This is a genomic window from Photobacterium frigidiphilum (genome assembly GCF_003025615.1).
GTDB lineage: Bacteria > Pseudomonadota > Gammaproteobacteria > Enterobacterales > Vibrionaceae > Photobacterium > Photobacterium frigidiphilum.
Map to the genome: position 1 here is coordinate 1 of NZ_PYMJ01000032.1, position 18,312 is coordinate 18,312.

At 40.8% G+C, this 18,312-nt stretch carries 16 protein-coding genes; 5 read left to right on the forward strand and 11 right to left on the reverse strand.

The window, feature by feature from the left end; genetic code table 11:
• Positions 1–715: 715 nt before the first annotated feature.
• Positions 716–2,008 carry a serine/threonine transporter gene (locus C9J12_RS22975; RefSeq protein ID WP_107244835.1) on the forward strand — a complete coding sequence of 431 codons (1,293 nt, stop codon included), beginning with the start codon at positions 716–718 and terminating at the stop codon, positions 2,006–2,008.
• A 140-nt stretch (positions 2,009–2,148) separates the two neighbouring features.
• Here C9J12_RS22975 and C9J12_RS22980 read toward each other — a convergent pair whose 3' ends face one another.
• On the reverse strand, positions 2,149–2,682 hold the full coding sequence (locus C9J12_RS22980) for a dihydrofolate reductase family protein (protein ID WP_107244836.1): 534 nt from the start codon (positions 2,680–2,682) through the stop codon (positions 2,149–2,151).
• Positions 2,683–2,814: 132 nt separating this feature from the next.
• Here C9J12_RS22980 and C9J12_RS22985 point away from each other — a divergent pair, with 132 nt between their 5' ends.
• Complete coding sequence (locus C9J12_RS22985; RefSeq protein WP_107244837.1) at positions 2,815–3,381, forward strand: TetR/AcrR family transcriptional regulator; 567 nt, start codon at positions 2,815–2,817, stop codon at positions 3,379–3,381.
• Positions 3,382–3,502: 121 nt separating this feature from the next.
• Here the strand turns inward: C9J12_RS22985 and C9J12_RS22990 are convergent, their stop codons facing one another.
• Positions 3,503–4,699, reverse strand: a complete 1,197-nt coding sequence (locus C9J12_RS22990; RefSeq protein WP_107244838.1) for an MFS transporter — start codon at positions 4,697–4,699, stop codon at positions 3,503–3,505.
• A 169-nt stretch (positions 4,700–4,868) separates the two neighbouring features.
• On the opposite strand from C9J12_RS22990, the gene C9J12_RS22995 reads away from it, so the two are divergent.
• Together C9J12_RS22995 and C9J12_RS23000 are read left to right on the forward strand one after the other, a co-directional pair.
• Positions 4,869–5,750: a LysR family transcriptional regulator gene (locus tag C9J12_RS22995; RefSeq protein ID WP_107244839.1), complete on the forward strand. Its 882-nt coding sequence runs from the start codon at positions 4,869–4,871 to the stop codon at positions 5,748–5,750.
• Positions 5,751–5,909: 159 nt separating this feature from the next.
• Positions 5,910–6,527, forward strand: a complete 618-nt coding sequence (locus tag C9J12_RS23000) for a DsbA family protein (RefSeq protein ID WP_107244840.1) — start codon at positions 5,910–5,912, stop codon at positions 6,525–6,527.
• 77 nt (positions 6,528–6,604) lie between these two features.
• Here C9J12_RS23000 and C9J12_RS23005 read toward each other — a convergent pair whose 3' ends face one another.
• The 4 genes from C9J12_RS23005 to C9J12_RS23020 all read right to left on the reverse strand — a co-directional run bounded on the left by C9J12_RS23005 (position 6,605) and on the right by C9J12_RS23020 (position 9,296).
• Positions 6,605–7,387, reverse strand: a complete 783-nt coding sequence (locus C9J12_RS23005) for a glycine betaine ABC transporter substrate-binding protein (RefSeq protein ID WP_107244841.1) — start codon at positions 7,385–7,387, stop codon at positions 6,605–6,607.
• Positions 7,388–7,899: 512 nt separating this feature from the next.
• Positions 7,900–8,190, reverse strand: coding sequence for a putative quinol monooxygenase (locus C9J12_RS23010; protein WP_107244842.1), 291 nt, complete (start codon positions 8,188–8,190; stop codon positions 7,900–7,902).
• Between the two features lie 246 nt (positions 8,191–8,436).
• The gene (locus C9J12_RS23015; RefSeq protein WP_107244843.1) at positions 8,437–8,679 is read right to left on the reverse strand and encodes a YdcH family protein; all 243 of its coding nucleotides are present in this window, start codon (positions 8,677–8,679) and stop codon (positions 8,437–8,439) included.
• Positions 8,680–8,915: 236 nt separating this feature from the next.
• The gene (locus tag C9J12_RS23020) at positions 8,916–9,296 is read right to left on the reverse strand and encodes a VOC family protein (protein WP_107244844.1); all 381 of its coding nucleotides are present in this window, start codon (positions 9,294–9,296) and stop codon (positions 8,916–8,918) included.
• Positions 9,297–9,508: 212 nt separating this feature from the next.
• Between C9J12_RS23020 and C9J12_RS23025 the strand changes: the two genes are divergently transcribed.
• On the forward strand, positions 9,509–10,696 hold the full coding sequence (locus C9J12_RS23025) for a cystathionine beta-lyase (protein WP_107244845.1): 1,188 nt from the start codon (positions 9,509–9,511) through the stop codon (positions 10,694–10,696).
• A 111-nt stretch (positions 10,697–10,807) separates the two neighbouring features.
• On the opposite strand, the gene C9J12_RS23030 is transcribed toward C9J12_RS23025, so the two are convergent.
• The 5 genes from C9J12_RS23030 to C9J12_RS23050 all read right to left on the reverse strand — a co-directional run bounded on the left by C9J12_RS23030 (position 10,808) and on the right by C9J12_RS23050 (position 18,290).
• A complete protein-coding gene (locus tag C9J12_RS23030; protein WP_227876436.1) occupies positions 10,808–11,371 on the reverse strand; it encodes a hypothetical protein in 564 nt (187 codons plus the stop codon).
• The gene (gene pgaC / locus C9J12_RS23035; protein WP_107244846.1) at positions 11,361–12,623 is read right to left on the reverse strand and encodes a poly-beta-1,6-N-acetyl-D-glucosamine synthase; all 1,263 of its coding nucleotides are present in this window, start codon (positions 12,621–12,623) and stop codon (positions 11,361–11,363) included. Before pgaC ends, C9J12_RS23030 begins: the two co-directional genes overlap by 11 nt.
• Positions 12,623–14,587 carry a poly-beta-1,6-N-acetyl-D-glucosamine N-deacetylase PgaB gene (pgaB, locus tag C9J12_RS23040; RefSeq protein ID WP_107244847.1) on the reverse strand — a complete coding sequence of 655 codons (1,965 nt, stop codon included), beginning with the start codon at positions 14,585–14,587 and terminating at the stop codon, positions 12,623–12,625. The genes pgaC and pgaB overlap by 1 nt, the downstream gene beginning before the upstream one ends.
• Positions 14,584–16,995, reverse strand: coding sequence for a poly-beta-1,6 N-acetyl-D-glucosamine export porin PgaA (pgaA, locus tag C9J12_RS23045; RefSeq protein ID WP_107244848.1), 2,412 nt, complete (start codon positions 16,993–16,995; stop codon positions 14,584–14,586). The genes pgaB and pgaA overlap by 4 nt, the downstream gene beginning before the upstream one ends.
• A 410-nt stretch (positions 16,996–17,405) precedes the next feature.
• Positions 17,406–18,290 (reverse strand): LysR family transcriptional regulator, encoded by an 885-nt coding sequence (locus C9J12_RS23050; RefSeq protein ID WP_107244849.1) that lies wholly within the window; start codon positions 18,288–18,290, stop codon positions 17,406–17,408.
• Positions 18,291–18,312 lie beyond the last annotated feature (22 nt).

Sequence of the window (18,312 nt, forward strand, 5' to 3'; positions counted from 1 at the left end):
CAGAAGATTGTGAGTACTACATGTGTGGTCCACCTATGATGAACGCAGCTGTTATCGGCATGCTGAAAGATCTAGGTGTTGAAGATGAAAACATCCTACTGGATGACTTCGGTGGCTAATTAGCCATTGCTGTAAAAAATATTGGCTGGCTCCACATGGGGGCAGCCAAGTTCTTTTCTAGGTGATAAATATGGTGTAGTCAGTCAAGGTTAAACGTCACAAAAACTGAAGTGTTTCTTATAAATAAAAACAAAAAACAATATATTGTAAACATCTGACATATCTTCTCATAACTATACTTTAGGATTAGTTCTACATGTGTTTGATATTCACTCAAACACCTCGAATTACTCCTAAATCATTAGTTGTACCACGGCTAATCCCCTATAATACTCGGCCTTCATTGAGGGTTTCATTAGTTTTAATAAGGTTATTATAGAGATAGCCAGCAGACATTGTTGCTTAATGCCAGCATGGATACACTTGATATGACCACGGAACTGTCAATCACAAACATCCCATACACAGTTGTTTGTCGAACTCACCATTATCACTCTCTACATCGTATCGTTTCGCAATCATCTTTTTTTGCTGCGTCACGTATGTAGTTCGCTTGTTGCGCGTTCTCTCTCATCGGTTTTACCGGTACATGGAAGATATGACACTCAGACCCTTTGAAGGCTATAACACTATACCTATAAAGGAGATGTCCACTATGGACTCTGTTAAAAACAATACAGCGAATACTTCGGCAAGCAGCGTAAAAAAATTGGGGTGGAGTAAAAGTGACACCGTATGGGTACTTGGTTTATACGGTACAGCCGTAGGTGCTGGTACACTGTTTCTTCCAATTAATGCTGGTGTGGGTGGTTTACTCCCTCTGATCATGATGACAGTGCTTGCACTTCCTATGACTTTCTTTGCTCACCGCGCCATGACACGTTTCGTTTTATCAAGTGCAAACCCAGGTGCAGATATCACTGAGGTAGTTGAAGAACACTTTGGTGTGGGTATGGGTAAAGTGATTACTTTGTTGTATTTCTTCGCTATCTATCCAATTCTATTGGTATACAGTGTTGCTTTGACTAACACAGTTGAAAGCTTCATGGTAAACCAGTTAGGGATTATGCCTCCAGCACGTGCTTTACTTGCTTTAGGCTTGATTATTGCTTTAATGGCGATTGTACGTTTAGGCGAGCAATTAATTATCAAAGCCATGAGTATATTGGTGTTTCCGTTTGTAGCAGTGCTTTTGATGCTGGCGATGTATTTGGTTCCTTACTGGAACGGCTCAATTTTCGAGAACGTTATGCCGACTGACGGTGGTTACAGCACCATCATGATGGCGGTATGGTTGATTTTACCTGTGATGGTTTTCTCTTTTAACCATTCTCCAGTGATTTCATCATTTGCAGTGGCAAAACAGAAAGAATATGGTGCCGATGCAGAAATACAATGTTCGCGAATTTTAGCTCGTAGCCACATTATGATGGTTGCCACAGTGATGTTCTTCGTATTCAGCTGTGTACTTAGCTTATCACCAGAAAACTTGGCTGAAGCAAAAGCACAGAACGTTTCTATTCTAACGTACTTGGCAAATCACTTTGACACTCCAGTCATTGCTTATGCAGCACCAGTTGTAGCAATTATCGCGATCACTAAATCTTTCTTAGGTCACTATTTAGGTGCCAGCGAAGGCTTGAATGGTTTGGTCGTAAAAGTTGCACGAGGCCGCGGTAAAACGATCGCACCCAAAACACTGAATACCTTCACTGCATTGTTTATGTTGCTGACCACTTGGGCTGTAGCAACGATTAACCCAAGCATTTTAGGAATGATTGAAAGCCTTGGCGGACCGATTATTGCGATGCTGCTGTTCATTATGCCGATGTACGCTATCAAGAAAGTACCTGCTATGCGTAAGTACTCTGGCGCATTGAGCAATGTCTTTGTTACAGTGATTGGTTTATGTTCAATATCTGCGATTTTCTACTCTCTCGCACAGTAATGACAAACCGTAAGTAACAGAAAAAAAGCATAATAACGATTAATGCCGTTCACTTAAGGTGAACGGCATTTTTATTGCCTGTTATTTATCGCTTGTGTTGAATATCTAAGCTTCTTTTTGAAGAAGCTCGAATAGCATACTTATCGCACGCGCGTGAAATGACTTTGCACTAGCTGGTTAATAAGGGTTTCACTACCCGTTAGCTCAAACGATCGTGGGGTAACTAATTTGCCGAACAATGGCGATCCACCGCCTAACAATACAGGAATGGTTGTGATAATCATTTCATCAATCAGATCTTCTTTTAGGAAGTTCTGAATCGTGATACCACCATCAATGTATAGGTTGTTGTAACCTTGTTCATTGAGCGATGCTACTACAGTGGTGAGTGGGCCTTTCACGAGAAATATTTTGTCTTCATACCCTTCAGGTACACGTGTCATCGTGTTACTTAATACGAATACTGGTCGAGTATAAGGCCAGTCGCAATCAAAACTCAGCACCATATCCAGTGTGTTACGGCCCATCACTAACGCATCAATACGCTCAATGAAATTGTTATAGCCGAGATCAGAGCCGTCAGGGTTAGGTGTGGCATGTAACCAATCGATAGATCCATTTTTATCTGCAATATAGCCATCAAGGCTGGTGGCTATATATACAATGTTTGACATGGTTAACTCCCGTTAAATAGTACTATACCCAAGTTATAATCAACACTTAGCGTGTATGGCTTGCATTTGAATTGCGTTGCTCTACAATATTCTACAGTGTAGAAATTAAGGTTAGTTTATCGGGGAGAGTGAATGTCTGTCAAGGAAAAGAAACGAGGTCGTCCAAGTGGAACATCGGGGCAATTGAGCGCAGATAAAATCATTGTTGCAGCGAAGTCTTTGATGAAAGATGACGCGAAAATTCCCAGTATCCGTAAATTAGCGGGTAGCTTAGATGTGGATGCTATGGCGATTTATCATTATTTTGCGAATAAGAATGCGTTGTTGGAAGCGGTAACCGTCTCGCTCATTGAAGCCATTTATGAACCGAAAGGCAGTGAAGCTTGGCAAACAGAATTGACTACATTGTGTAATAGCTATTTGTCGTTGTTACAAGCACATCCTGGTTTGCTACAAACCTTCTTAGGGATGACGTCGACAGGACCTGCCAATGTGTTTGTGGATCGCTTTTATATGGCTATCGCGGCATTGAATCTTACGCCCGAACAAGTGAAAGATGCATTGGATCTGCTAGTGGATTACTTACATGGCTTTGCTTTGTCTCTAGAGTGTAGTGGGGCAGCGAGTGGTTTGACAATAGTACACGCTGAAGGGCCATTACGTTTTTATATTTACGCCCTCGAAAAACAAAGCGTATGACGAAACGTAGATGATAATAAAAGTGATCTGCCATAAAAATAATAAGGCGATCATCGCTGATCGCCTTCGAGTGATTTTCTGAATTGATGTGCTTTGTGCTTAAACGTGTTTCACTTTGTGTTTAAGCATTTGTTGTGACCGTTATTCGTACCTTTTTGTCAGCGTGTTTATCCAATGCGCCGCTTAGACGGGTTAGCAATAAAGCGATAATCACAATGATAGCGCCGATCCAAGTGGTATTCATCAAATCAGATTTTGCGACAATCATACCGCCTCCCCATGATCCCAGTGCAATTCCGACATTGAATGCTGCAATGTTTAAACCAGATGCAACATCAACCGCATCTGGGGTATATTTTTCTGCCAATTTCACTACGTAAACTTGTAGTCCCGGTACGTTACCAAAGGCGAATGCACCCCAAATTAAAATAGTGATAACGGCGGTAATTGGGTTGGATGCAGTAAAAGTAAAAGTGAATAACACCGCAGCTAGGCCTGAAAATATAATGGTCAGCGCTTTTATTGGCCCCATTTTATCGGCCATTTTGCCGCCCCAGATATTACCGACAGCAACTGATGCGCCATATACCAACATAATTAGACCTATCATGCTGGAATCAAAGCCCGAGACATCTTCTAAGATAGAAGCCAAGTAAGTGAAAGCAGTGAATGAGCCGCCGTAACCAACTGCTGTAATTGCGTACACCAATAACAAACGTGGTTGAGTTAAGACTTTTAACTGCGCAGACAGTTTGGCTGCTGGTGGTTGTTTTAGGTTATTCGGAACTAACACCATACTGCCGACAAGGGCGATTAGACCAAGAATAGCAACGACTAAGAACGTAGCTTGCCAGCCGTAAGTTTGACCAATGTAAGTGCCCAGAGGTACGCCAGTGACCAAAGCGACGGTTAATCCGGTAAACATGATGGCAATTGCGCTAGCCGCTTTTTCTTTCGAGACCAAGCCTGTTGCTATCGTCGAACCAATAGAGAAAAAGACACCGTGCGCCAAACCCGTCAAAATACGCGCCGCGATTAACGTGTTATAACCAGGGGCTTGCCATGCAAGTACATTACCTGCAACAAACAAACTCATGACTGCCAGTAAGACATGCTTACGGTTCCACTTGCCAGTTAATGCCGTGAGCACTGGAGCACCAACGGCAACACCTAAGGCGTATAAACTGACGAGTAATCCTGCAGAGGGAAGGGAAACGTGTAAATCATTTGCCATGGTCGGAATCAATCCGACGATAACAAATTCTGTAGTGCCGATGGCAAAGGCGCTAAGCGTCAATGCAAGAAGTGCTAATGGCATAATATAATCTCGACGTTGAATAAAGAAAGCAACGTGCTTTCCGTTAATGAACTAAATGATGCGTGCATTATTCGCGATTACAACTTTGTGAAAAACAGTGCTACTTACAAATTACTTTTGTTATTATTGCAATAGTTCTGGGTGTTGTAATGATATGAAGGGATAAACTGTGCTCACACGTTCGGACGATTTAACCATTTTGCTAATGGTTGTTGACTGCGGCGGGTTCTCTGCTGCCGCCGATTTGTTGGATATTCAAGTTGCACGTGTATCGCGTGCGGTCAGTAAAGTGGAGAAACAACTGGGTGTTACGATATTGAATCGCACAACCCGACGCATTGAATTAACCGATGAAGGGCGGCAATTTGTCGAGTCGGTGCGAGAGGGGTTACAACTGATTCAACGGGCAGAAGAGGATCTTGTATCTCGTGGTGAGTTACCCAAAGGACGTTTACGTGTAGATGCTGCTAGTCCATTTGTTTTCCATCAATTAGTACCCTTGATTCAAGCGTTTAAAGTTGAGTATCCTGATATTGAGTTGGTGCTGACGTCCAACGAAGGTTTTGTTGATTTGTTAGAGAAGAAAACAGATGTAGCAATTCGTATTGGCATGCTTACAGATTCAACTTTGCATGCTCGTTCATTGGGAAAGAGCCCGTTGTATATTGTTGCGTCATCAGAATACCTTGCGCGACGAGGAATGCCACAAAAGCCAGATGGGCTGAACAGGCATGAGCTTATTGGCTTTACTGGGGCAAAAGTGTTGAATCATTGGCCGTTGAAAGGTTTCCAATATATTGAACCGACAATTATGTCAAGTAACGGTGAAACGGTGCGACAGTTGGCAATTGCTGGGAATGGCATAGCGTGCTTATCTGGCTTTATGGTCAAAGATGATCTTGAGACTGGACGATTGGTCGCGATATTAGAGTCTGACAAACTCCTCAATACAGGCCGAGAGCAAGTTAATGCGGTGTACTATCAATCATCTTCTGTGGCACGACGTATTTCAGCGTTTATTGATTTTATTAAGCCTAAGCTAAGTTTATAACACGTTAATTAGCAGTTATAAGTTCCGTCATAGTTGTCGAAAACGTTCACTTATCAATTTACATTGTTTGAGATCGGCGGTTTAACTTGGGCGGCTTAACTTGAATGTATTCGAGCGAGTTTGCTACTGTGGAGCATCAGATTAGAAAGGACTCACATTATGTCGGCAACAAAACCTACCTTGTATTATGTCTATGATCCTATGTGCTCGTGGTGCTGGGGATACAAGCCTGTTTGGCTAAAGATTAAAGAAGCGGTTACAGATGACGTCGAGATTGTGTATGTATTGGGTGGATTAGCCCCAGATTCAGATGTACCGATGTCAGAAACGATGCAGCAGCAAATTGCGTCGTATTGGAAGAAGATAGAAAATTACCTCGGTACCCAGTTCAATTATGATTTCTGGCACCAAAACACACCACGTCGATCTACTTATCCAGCCTGTCGTGCCATCCTTGCGGCTCGTGAGCAAAGGGCTGAACCTGCCATACTAGATGCGATTCAACATGCGTATTATCTTGATGCGAAGAACCCGAGTGATAATGACATTTTGATTGGTTTAGCAAAAAGCATCGGCTTAGATTACGATAAATTCGAAGCGGACTTTTTATCGCCAACGACACATGATGCCTTGTTGCGTGAAATTGCTTTTGCGCGCTCGATAGGAGGTAACAGTTTCCCGTCTCTATTTATGCAAACAGAAAAAGGTGTAGGGGAATTGATGATCAATTATGAAGATGCGAAAGCGACGATTGCACAAATAAAAAGTGTGATCTAACTGCCTGTCACTGTAAATTGATGGAAGTGGCGCCATTTCTGGCGTCACTTTAAATAAGAGAATGTTGTGTGGGTTGATTATTGCGATTGAGCTGCTAACCAGTTGGCGGTAACAGTATCAATCGGTTGGTTTTCACGTGATACTTTATAGTCTAATTCAGCAATGATTTCATTCGAGAAACGCAATGTATCTAACGTTTCTAGCTGTTCTTTGGTGAACAATTCTTTTTTACTTTCTCTGAGTAACAACACCGCACGATCGACAATGCCCAGCAACCCTTTTGGCTCTTTGATTTCACGAATATTATAACGGTAGTGCAAGAATTGCGGCTTCCAAAGCGGCACAATGAACCATTCTTTGTTTTCAACAGCTTGTTCGAAAGTACTAAAACAGGCTTCTTCAGTACCAGTATGGAATGCATACCCCGCATCATTAAGACCATATTCTTCCATCATCTTAATCGAAAAACGGGTAATACCTGCACCGGGGTTAATGCCTTGAATATCATTTTCCATTTTCTTCACGACATCAGGTTTTAATAGATCGGCCACTTCTGCGACATCCTCAGTCGGCACATAATCAGGCACGCCCCACAATGCATATGGTTCGTAATGTAAGCCAAGTTCAATCAGCGGTTCAACTTCTTCCACTTCTGATTTATACATGCCATGACTTGAAGGTAACCATGCCGACGTCAGTAGATCAATTTCACCGTCTTTCAGTTTTTTGAAGTTCTCTTGATGGGGAGAGTACACGCGCTCTACTTCAAATCCCATACTTTGTAATACATGCGAAATTAATGACGCTGTAATGCGATGGAAAGAGAGGTCGGTTACGCCTAATGTTAATTTCTGTGACATGATCTTCACCTTCTTGGGTTGAATTCGTTGTTTGGATACGAGAAAAGCATAACCTCAGAATGGTGAGTTAAAAACAGGGTAACATTTGAAGCATTCTCTAATATTTTTTGATAATTAAAGACACTCATCACCACCGTAGGAACTATTTGTTTGTATCGAGAGAAAATACTTTCTTGGTAATATCCTCGAATTGATTGATAGGACGTATTTTGTTTTGATTTCTATGTAATACCAATCTAGACAAGTATCTGATCATTCTTGCTGGTTAAAATAGCTTATAACTACGTTAGAAATTTTATAATTAGAACCACTAGTTACTTCAATTTCTGCCTTGTTATTATCAATTTTTTCTACGCAATTATCTGACCATTTACTTATCCAGAATGGTATAAACGCCAACTCATCAGTAATACTGACCGAGCTGGTGTTGTAGTATTTATCGATACCTTGAAGGCAATAAGCGTTATTGATCGCTTATTTTTAACTTGAAAGCGCTTGGTATTGAAGAATGACTAAGCGATCTTTGTCATTTCATTTAACTCGAAGCTTTCTACCGCACCGTCAGTGGCTGCCATGTAGTCTTTTAAGTGTTGGTTTCCCATGTGTGTTTGCCATAGTTCACGTGATATCCAGTTCTCGTAAAACATGAAATGTGCTGGGTTTTCGTTGTCTTGGTGAAGATCGTAATTGATGCAGCCTTTTTCAGCGCGTGTCACGTCGATCAGTTTAAGTAACTCCATTTTTACTAGTTCTACTTTATCGACTTTCGCGATGATGTTTGCAACAATTGTTAGGTTAGCCATGCTCTTGTCCTCAATATTGATTTTGTGATTTTCTTGTTCACGAGGTAAATCATAGCCCTTGTTTGTTATGTTATAAACAGGGTAATGGTAAAATCATTCTCAAAAAACATTTGATAATATGTTATTTGTAGACTTGCACGTTGTACTAAAGACAACTGAATTACTGTGGCCAAACAAAAAGTCGATGGCTGTATTAGCGACCGACTTTTTGTGTTTATTCATTACGGTACAGCGTAATAGATTCGCTTAATTGCCGGCAATTAAACGGAGATGCAATGCGTCTTTCAATTCAGCTCTATTGTGTTTCAGTTGGAGCATTGATCCATCACCGATGGGGGAGTCTTGTAATTCCAGTTCACGGATTTCTTTATCAAGCGCATTGTAATGTTTCGTGTCTTTTGCAAATGCGTCGTCTACGTTAATCAGTTTTGCGATTGTATCTTTATACTCGGGAAATTCTTTAAGAAGAGAATGATCTTCACCTAACATAAATGCCTCGCGTTGGTCAGTGGTTAACAAATGGATGGATGAGTTTTTGGTAACAACTTATCTTCTATCTAACCATAGGTTAGCAATAAGTTAAAGCCTTGTTGAAATATCAAGATAGATTACAAAAAGCCCAATAAACCGTGTTGTGATTTATTGGGCATAATTAGATTCGGCGTCTGTATAGCGTTTAGCTAGAAATCACCGCGATGGTCTTTTTTTGCTAACCGTATTTTTATTTAGCTTACGCGATGAACAGCGCAAACTTTATTACCTGACGGGTCACGTAAATACGCTAGGTATAGCTGACCGATAGCACCTTCTCGTATTGCTGGTGGCTCTTCACATGTAGTACCGCCATTGGCGACTCCTGCTGCATGCCAAGCATCTGCAATTTCTGTACTTTCTGCTGAAAAACCGATAGTGCTACCATTACCATGGCATGCTGGTTCGCCATCAATTGGCTTACTTAGCGCGAATATGCCGCTTTTAGTGAAGTAAAAACAACGTCCTTTTTCGTCAAGAACGCCAGGCTCGTAGCCCATCGCACCTAAAATTGCATCATAAAATGTTTTTGATCGTTGAATGTCGTTTGCGCCAACCATGATATGACTAAACATTAATACTTTCCTTGTTTGAAATTTTAATAAAATATGATGTTGCTTGTGCTATCTATACCTAAGTTACCTCAAGATGCTCGTTTCAGCAAAAACTCTAAATCCTGCATCTTGAGGTGACTTGGGTATAAAGTCCCCAATAGCTATTTAATTATGATAACTTGGGCTCATAGTAAAAATGAGCATTGTCTTTTAAAAGGAACTTTGGGTTTATCATGGAAAAAAAAGCATTAGATACAACAATCATAACAGCGGGTCGCTCGAAAAAGTGGACCCAGCATCTAGTTAATCCACCTGTAAGCCGTGCATCAACAATTGTATTTGATACCGTTGCTGAAATGAAACATGCCACTGCCAACCGTGCGAATAAAGAGCTCTTTTATGGACGCCGTGGTACGAATACGCATTTTGCTTTTCAAGACGCAATGGTTGAACTAGAAGGCGGTGTTGGTTGTGCATTATATCCCTGTGGTACGGCTGCTATCTCAAATGCCATTTTATCGTTTGTGAAAACAGGCGATCATATCTTAATGGTTGATGGCACTTACGAGCCAACGCGTGATTTCTGTGACAAAATTTTAGATAAGATGGGCGTTGAAACAACCTACTATGACCCGATGATCGGCGAAGGTATTCGCGATCTTATTCGCCCGAATACAACGGTTCTATTCTTAGAGTCTCCATGCTCTATCACGATGGAAGTGCAAGATGTGCCGTTACTCGCGAGCATTGCACATGAGCATGATATCGTCGTGATGTTGGATAATACGTGGGCATCACCAATTAATTTCCAGCCATTCGATCATGGCGTTGATATCTCGATTCAAGCGGCAACAAAATATATTGTGGGTCATTCTGATGTAATGTTAGGCACAGCAACAGCGAATGAACGCTGCTGGGATCAATTACGTGAAGGTAGCTATTTGATGGGGCAGTGCACCTCGCCAGATGATGTTTATCTTGCTATGCGTGGGCTACGTACATTAGGTGTTCGTTTAAGGCAGCACGAAAAAAACAGCATCAAAGTTGCTCAATGGTTATCTGAGCGCGAAGAAGTGGATCATGTTCGCCATCCTGCTTTTGAAAGCTGTGAAGGTCATGAAATTTACAAGCGTGATTTCAAAGGGTGTAACGGTTTATTCTCTTTGGTACTGAAGCGCGGTAATACTGCAGCGTTAACGGCGTTATTAGACGGCATGGAACACTTCAGCATGGGCTATTCATGGGGTGGTTTTGAAAGCCTAATATTAGCGAATGAAAATGTTAACTCTATACGTACAGCGAAAAAGAAAGAATTTGTTGGGCCAATGCTGCGTTTACACGTGGGCTTAGAAGATGTTGATGATTTGATTCGAGATCTTGAAAAAGGTTTTGAACGTTTTAATGCTGTGCTTGAGCAATAACAGCGGTTTATAGTTGTAAGTAAATAAGTAAGCTAGTCGAAAATTAATAATGAAGGCATAGTAACGAAAGTCATTATGTCTTCATTTACCTATATTCTTAGTTATAACTCATTAAGACGATCTTTCTTCATACTCTGGGTTCTTTTTTTCTACGATGTGACTGTGAACATTATGGGTAAGATCATACGTTTTTTCTTCGTCGTTTCCAGATAACATAGAAACAGGCTCTGGGCTTTTACCCTTTTGCAAATTCAGGCTTATACTCCGCATATATTTTTTGGCAATAATGGATTTAGCATTTATTGTGAGTTGTTTATTGTGTTCCCATAACTTATCCCATTGCCAAATAAGTACATGATATCTAACCCAAAGGTGATACGTAATCATAATGACACAAAAAAGAGTCACAAATATAATTGCACAGTTTTCTAAACTTATTGAGTGAATGAAATCTAAACCGTTAGTGGGATTATAGTTCGTCTTTATAAAGGGCTGAAATATTAAGAAGAACCATCCTCCCCAAGTGACGATAGCAATAGCGGTATCTCTTAGATGATGTTGCCATGTTTTTTTACAGGCTTTGCAGATAATAAGCCCTCTAATATCATCATGATTTTTCTGCTGATGTGAATGAATATATCTTGATTTTACCTTCGTTTTTGGGTTAATCATCATCTCTGAATACCTCTCCGCGATCAGGGCTTTCCCATATGGCTTTTTCTCCTTTTTTACGAATTAGTGCCTTGGGAACAGCGATAGTGACGGTGATAACATTCAGAAACCAATAGAACATAGGGTACCAAATACACCATAAAAAATTTCGACGCAACATAACGTCATAATGACGATCTATCATCAGACTTACTGTAAATTGCATCAAACAAATTAATACCAGTACAAAGCCCGACCATTCAAATGTGACCAATTGATAAGTTGTTGGCTGTTCGCTGAGCGTAAAAAGCTGAATAAAGTAAGCAAGCATGAGGTAGGCAAGGCTATAACACCAAAAGACACTCATTAGATATTCGAGCATTAATGGCCAAAGCTTGGTTTTTCCCTTTACGATGACGTTCATGCCTTGTTTAAAGAAAACCTCTGCGCCACCTTGTGCCCAGCGTAGCCGTTGCATGTATAAGCCACGTAATGTTTCAGGCATTAACACCCAACAACGCGCTTGTGGCTCATAGCGAATTTGCCAGTCGTTTATTTGCAGTTTCCAGCTGACATCAATATCTTCAGTGATCATGTCTGTACTCCAGCCACCAATATCCATAATGGCTGATTTACGAAACGCACAAACCACGCCTGATACGGTATATATTGTGCCGTATATACGTTGTGCTCGTTTTATGAGGCCGATAATTGATGAAAACTCACCCGTTTGGATTTTTCCAATAATGGTTGTACGGGTACGGACCCTTGGATTACCCGTTACAGCACCAACTTTGGGGCTATCTTGAAAATGCTTCACCATCCATCGTAATGCATTCAAATCGAGTAGGGCATCACCATCGATACACACCAAAATGTCACTGGTCGAATACTGAGTACCATTATTTAATGCTGCGGCTTTTCCTTGGTTCTTTTGATGAATAACAATGAGGCGAGGCTCATGTTCCGCGATGTTATTTAATCGCGTTGCAGTATCATCTTTACTGCCATCGTTAATGGCGATGATTTCAAAATTAGGGTAATTCTGTTTAAGTAAGTAATTGATCGTTTCATTGACGTTAGCGCCTTCGTTATAACAAGGCACCATAATAGAAACTTTCGGATATTCATCGAGTGGCAAGGGACCTTGTCGCGCAATTTTTAGCTGCGCCCGCTCCCAATGGAAATAGTAATAAATACCACCACCGATCCATACCAGTGCCATTACCGCTGGGTAAATGAAAATGAAAAGATAGAAAAACGCTAGCCACTCCATTAGTATTCTCCAATGGTATTACGGTTTGAAAATACAGGGCGCAAGGTCTTTTGATCTGGCACGCCACGAATAAAATCATCAGGGTAATAGCCGTAATTCTGAATACCTGCTTTGCTAATTATCTCCATTTGTCGTGAGAGCTCAGAGGCTGGAATATCCTTACCATTTTTCCAATTCTTGGCTTGTAGCTCAAAAATCAACTTATTACTCGGCACTGTTTTAAGTGCCATTTTTGCAATTTTTTCTAGCCATTCATCAGGTGATTTTGCCGATTCCATATAAGGCATCGCCATCACAGCGGTATAGTCATAAGCGTTTGAAAAAGCAACCAAGTTTTGTGAAAACCATTCTTCACTTTTAGGGTTTATAACGGGTTGTGCATAGATGTTTCGGGCCAGTTTTAACTCAATGCCATCACCCGATAAATATTGGCGTGTACTGTTTGCCAACTCTAAGGTGAAATCAATTAAATATTGGGTTTTATATTTAGACCATGACGTCATTTTTTGAGGATTATTACGAATATTAGCGACAGATTTTCCCAGTCCCCATTTCTGATATTGTTTTAATGCTGCTGGTGTCGCATCTTCAAAATCAGTTAATAGTGCGTCGTCGTGGAATAAAAGCCCAGAGAACTTTCCATACGCACCCAAATCGGTATAGATCTCATTAATGGCCTTCCGATTTTGTGTCGAAAACGGAGAAAGGCGAAGGTATCGCTTAGGGTCTGGAGCGTTAAACCGACTATCTGTCACATAGTCATATTTATTCCCTAAATTAAAGCCAAGTACAGGCATCCACGCATACACGGTCACCCCTGCACGGGTGCTAAGTTGCCACGAAACACGATTGAAAATATCGGCACGTACGGGTAAATGTCGGTTTTGGAAATACAAGGCATCTGCTATACCATTACCATCGGGATCGGCAAAAGCTTGAAGGTAAACGGTGTCTATACCAAAGTTATAAATACGAGAAATTAACGTGTCCATATTCCGGTTCATAACGGCCGGGTTAGGGTCATAAACATAATCAAGATCGACATGCACAACCCGTTTAGGCCCTTCGTATTCTGGCTGACCCCGTACAATTTCATCAAGCCTTTCAAGCGTCATTTCTTGCTCAATTAAAAAGCGTTTTACGTTACGTCCCGAGTCACTCACATAGTTAACACCTTCATCGAGTGAGAAGGTATAAGGCATACCTACCTTTGCTGCTGTATTGATCGACTTTTGACTATATGCGCCGTATGGCCACACTAAAATACGGGGGGCTTTGACTAAATTAGACACCATCTGGCTACTACTTTGAGTCAAATCAGCATAAAGCCGTTTGTTGTATTGGTTTAATGTTTCGTAGCGCTTTTCGGTAGCATTATACGCAGGGGTCGTTGCTGCGGGTTGCTCATTACCATACGGGTTCGCATTAATACCATAATGTGAATCAAAAGAATGAGAGGCAAACTCTACAATACCTGAACGCTCCATTTCTCGAATCTGATCCCAAGACAAAAATCGCTTTCGAGATATCATGGCCTTTCCATATTCAACCTTTTTGTGTTCATCTGGTACTAGCCATTTACCCACTAAAGCAAAAATAGCAGGGTAATTATAAAGTTTTAATAATGGGTAAACTGTACTGTAAAAACTTTCGTAACCATCATCGAATGTGAGTAAGATTGCTTTAGATGGCAATGAGCTACGACCTGCTTTTGCATCAATAATTTGCTGATAACTAACAGGGTTATAGCCTTCTTGTTTGAACCAATTGAAATGTTCAATTAAACGATCACGCGTAAGGGTATCTGGAAATATACGTAAATTTGGGGTTAACCCCACATCAATAAAATCGTGATAACACAGTACGACATAGGTGTTGTTTGCACGCTCATTATTAGTTGATGTTGCTGCCAACAATGGGAAGCAAATGAATAATGTTAGGGTTAGCCAAAATAATATCTTCATTGTGGGAACCTCACATTAAAGTTGGCGAAGAGGTAAGTACCATATTCTCCCTCTCCGTCATAAACCCCTTTGCTTCGACCAATACCATAGCTAAAATCGATTTGTTTTTGCCATATCCATTTTTGGGCGTAGCTCACATCCCAGTTGTAGTCAGATCCAAAATCCTCTTGCCAGTAACTGCCAATGCCTGTTTTCAGGTTTTGGTCAAAGCCCCAGCTATCGTTAATACGGTAATGATAATCTTGTGTGAGAATGAGTGAGCCAGAGTGGTCTGATTTGGGATTGAAGTAACTTGCTGTTTCAATTTCTTCATTAAATGAAGCACCGTAAGAGGCAGATCCGCGAACAGTATAGCTATCTGTTCTATATAACTGACCTTCGATCCAAGTTAGATAGGTAAAGCGTTCGTTACCATCAGTAAAGTCAGAGTACTTGCCAGATAACCCTAAATTAATTTCAGACTTTATGCGATAGATAAGGTAGGTGTCAAAATCATCCACATTTGCACCATCAAATAATGCGCGAAGTGGCGTATTATCGGAATTGTACTTATAGCTACCTGAAATAAACCATTGATCATTAATTAGATAATCAACGGTGGTCCAGAAATAGGCTTTATCATTTAAATGCCCGCCTACGCCTGTTTCAACTAGCAAAGTGACGGGTGATAAAGGAATTTCAGCCCCGATGCCACTATAGCGGGCGTACAGATTGTTTTCTTCAAATTCACCAAAACTCATCTGGTCGCGGAAAAAGAAATTATATCCACCTAAAACTCGCCCAGTGTATAGGTGTGTATCGTAAGTCCAATCTTTTGATGCTTGTACTAAAACGTTGCCATTACTGTCTGTTTCTCCTCGGCGGTATTCGCCTGTCCATGTTGGCGCTGCTGCTTTTTTAACGTAGTTGTTGATGATGTATTGATCGCTAGCGGGGTACTGGCTGTTTAAATTATCGAGATTCTTTTGAAGCCCTCGCCAATCTTTGCGTTCAAGTTTTGCCATCAACTTGCCTCTGTCCGTTATACCTCTATCTTGAGGTGAAAGCAGTTGGCTGGCTTGTTCAAAATAACGTTCAGAAGCAAAGGTATTCCCTTTCCAGCGTTCAATGTCCCCTTTAATGGACAACAGATAAGGATTCCCCGGTGCATTGGTAAGCAATTTATCAATTGTTTCCGTTGCTTGGGGAAAATCTCCCCGCCATGCATAATGCAACGCTTCTAATTGCATAAGGGTTTGGTATTCATCATTTACATTCTGTGTGCTACCAGTGAAATCCCATCGGTTTTTAGGAATATTAGGCTTTTCAGAGTCAATCAGCGCTTTGGCTTTGCCATACTGCTCAGTGTCCATATACGCGTAATATAACTTGATGGTAACTGGAAGGTTTTTAGGTTCTTTTTGATGAATAGCGTCAAAAATGGACTCAGCTTTGCTGGGTTGCATCGTTCCTAAATAATAATCACCAAGTGCTTCTTGAGCATAGCGCGGTAATGGCTGCTCTTTTTCTAGTTGTTCAGCGAGAGGGCTCGCTGTTTTATAGTCTTTTAATGTCACGAGGGCATAAAAGTAATCTAATGACGCGCTTTTATTAAGAGGGTGGTCTGCAGGTGCTTTATCAATAACTTGTTGCAATAAAGCAGAACTTCGTTTGATAGTCGGTACACTTTTGGCTTTGATACCATCACGCAGCAAGGTGCTTGCCTCATAATAGTCGAACCATAAGTTATCGGCAGATGTAAACCATTCAGGATGCTGGGTTAATAATGATTTTACCGCAGGCGATGCGCCTAGTTGAACGGCACTGGTATATAATCCAACACCTGCCGTTTTATTATTGGGTTCGGCGGTTAGCCAACTTTGCCAAGCAAACATTTCACCAACGTGATCGTCTAGCGCCTGTGATACATAGATCCAATTTTGATAAAAGTGTGCATCTAATGGAAATCGTTGACGATATTCTCGTAATCCTTCTTTAGCGCTCGCTAAATCGTTCGCTTCGGCACTTGATAAAGCTAATCCTAACCAAGCATCACGATTGTTAGGTGATCGTTGTGTTAGGTAGCGATAATATTTTGCTGAAGTTTGGTAATATCCTTCATTTCTGAACGCCTTTGCGACAATTTCAACCGACTCAGGGCTGAGCCCCCGCGGTTGGCACGACTGGCAAGCGTCAACAATCGCTTTCGAATTCTCTTGCCAAGATAAAATGGCAATCAGATCGTTAAGAACAAGAGGATCTTTTGTCTGATCATAAAGTGTTGTTAGCCCTCGTGCAGCAGACGATATATTCCCATTTTTTGCTTGCACAACAAAACCTTCTCTTTTCTCATCAATACTGCTTTTAGCACTTACAGCAGATGATAAGAGAAGGGCTAATGTGTATACCACAAAGGCTGCCATCTTCATTATTTAAACCTTAATTATTTTTACATTAGGTTTTTATATTGTTTTTATGTAACGCTGTTTTTTATATTTTAGTTTAAAGTGAGTGGGGTGAGTTTTATTAGCGGCTCTTAAGTGAGAATCAGATGATGAATAAATGTTTTTCTTTGTTTTTATAATGAAATTTGGATTTAACTTTTTGTTATTTAATGTTTTTTTATTCTGCTGTGTAGGGTGTTGTTATTTGGTTTTAATAATGTCTTATATTATTAAGTTTGTCTTATTTTTTATTTTTATTCTTATTGTTGATAGTGTGTCTTTATATTAAACACGCACCTTTTAAGAGGTTAAGGTAATAAGGTTTTATTAGTGTAAGCTATACATCCATAAAGTCACCCTATATGTCGACAATTATACCATTTTCATACTTCTTACTATTTATTCAATAAAAACTCTTTAAAATGAATGGCGACGGCAGAAGCGGTGGCGGGTGGCTGATAGTAGAGGTTGAGGCTCCATACGCTGGTATCGAAATCATCCAATAGTGAAATAAGCTGGCCGTTTTCTATCTCTGGTTCAACGAGAAATGCGGGTAAGTAAGCGATGCCAGCGCCTTTTTTTACACCTTGAAGCAGTAGGTCACTATCGTTAACTTCTAAAGACTTAGGTACTTTTATTATCTGGCTTTCACCATTTTGGGTGAAAATCCAATCATTACTGCCCGTTAACGTCGTGGCAAATAAGCATTGATGCTGGGTTAAATCAGAGGGTTTTTGTGGTGCGGGTTGACGATCAAGATAGTGTTGTGAAGTAACAACGCGAAAGGGACTTTGCATTATTTCACGGCGAACAAGGTGTAAATCATGTTCACGATAGCCTTGATAAGATGCATTGGCGCTGATTGTTAAGTCGCTTTCTGCCGCATGATCTAATGCCCAAGGAGTAATATTGAGGTTAAAAGTGACATCTGGGTTCGTTATAAGGTATTCACTGATCATGTCCATTAAATAATGATTGGCATAAACAGGTGTACAAACAATATCAATATGCCCTTTGTCGTGCTGCTGAAACTCTTGCATTTGGCGGCATAAATGTTCGGAATTATCGACCATGGGTGAAAAATCATCGAACAGCTTTTGACCTGCAGGGGTAGGGGTTAATAAGCGGTTGCTACGACGGTGTAGCGGCATGCCAAATTTTTGTTCTAGATCTTGTAGCCAGCGGCTGCCTGCCGAGACTGAAATATTGAATTTACGTGCAGCAGCAGAAATAGAACCTGTTCTTACGACATATACAAAGAAAGCCATTTTATCTAGCATGATGTATTCCCTTTTAGCTAAC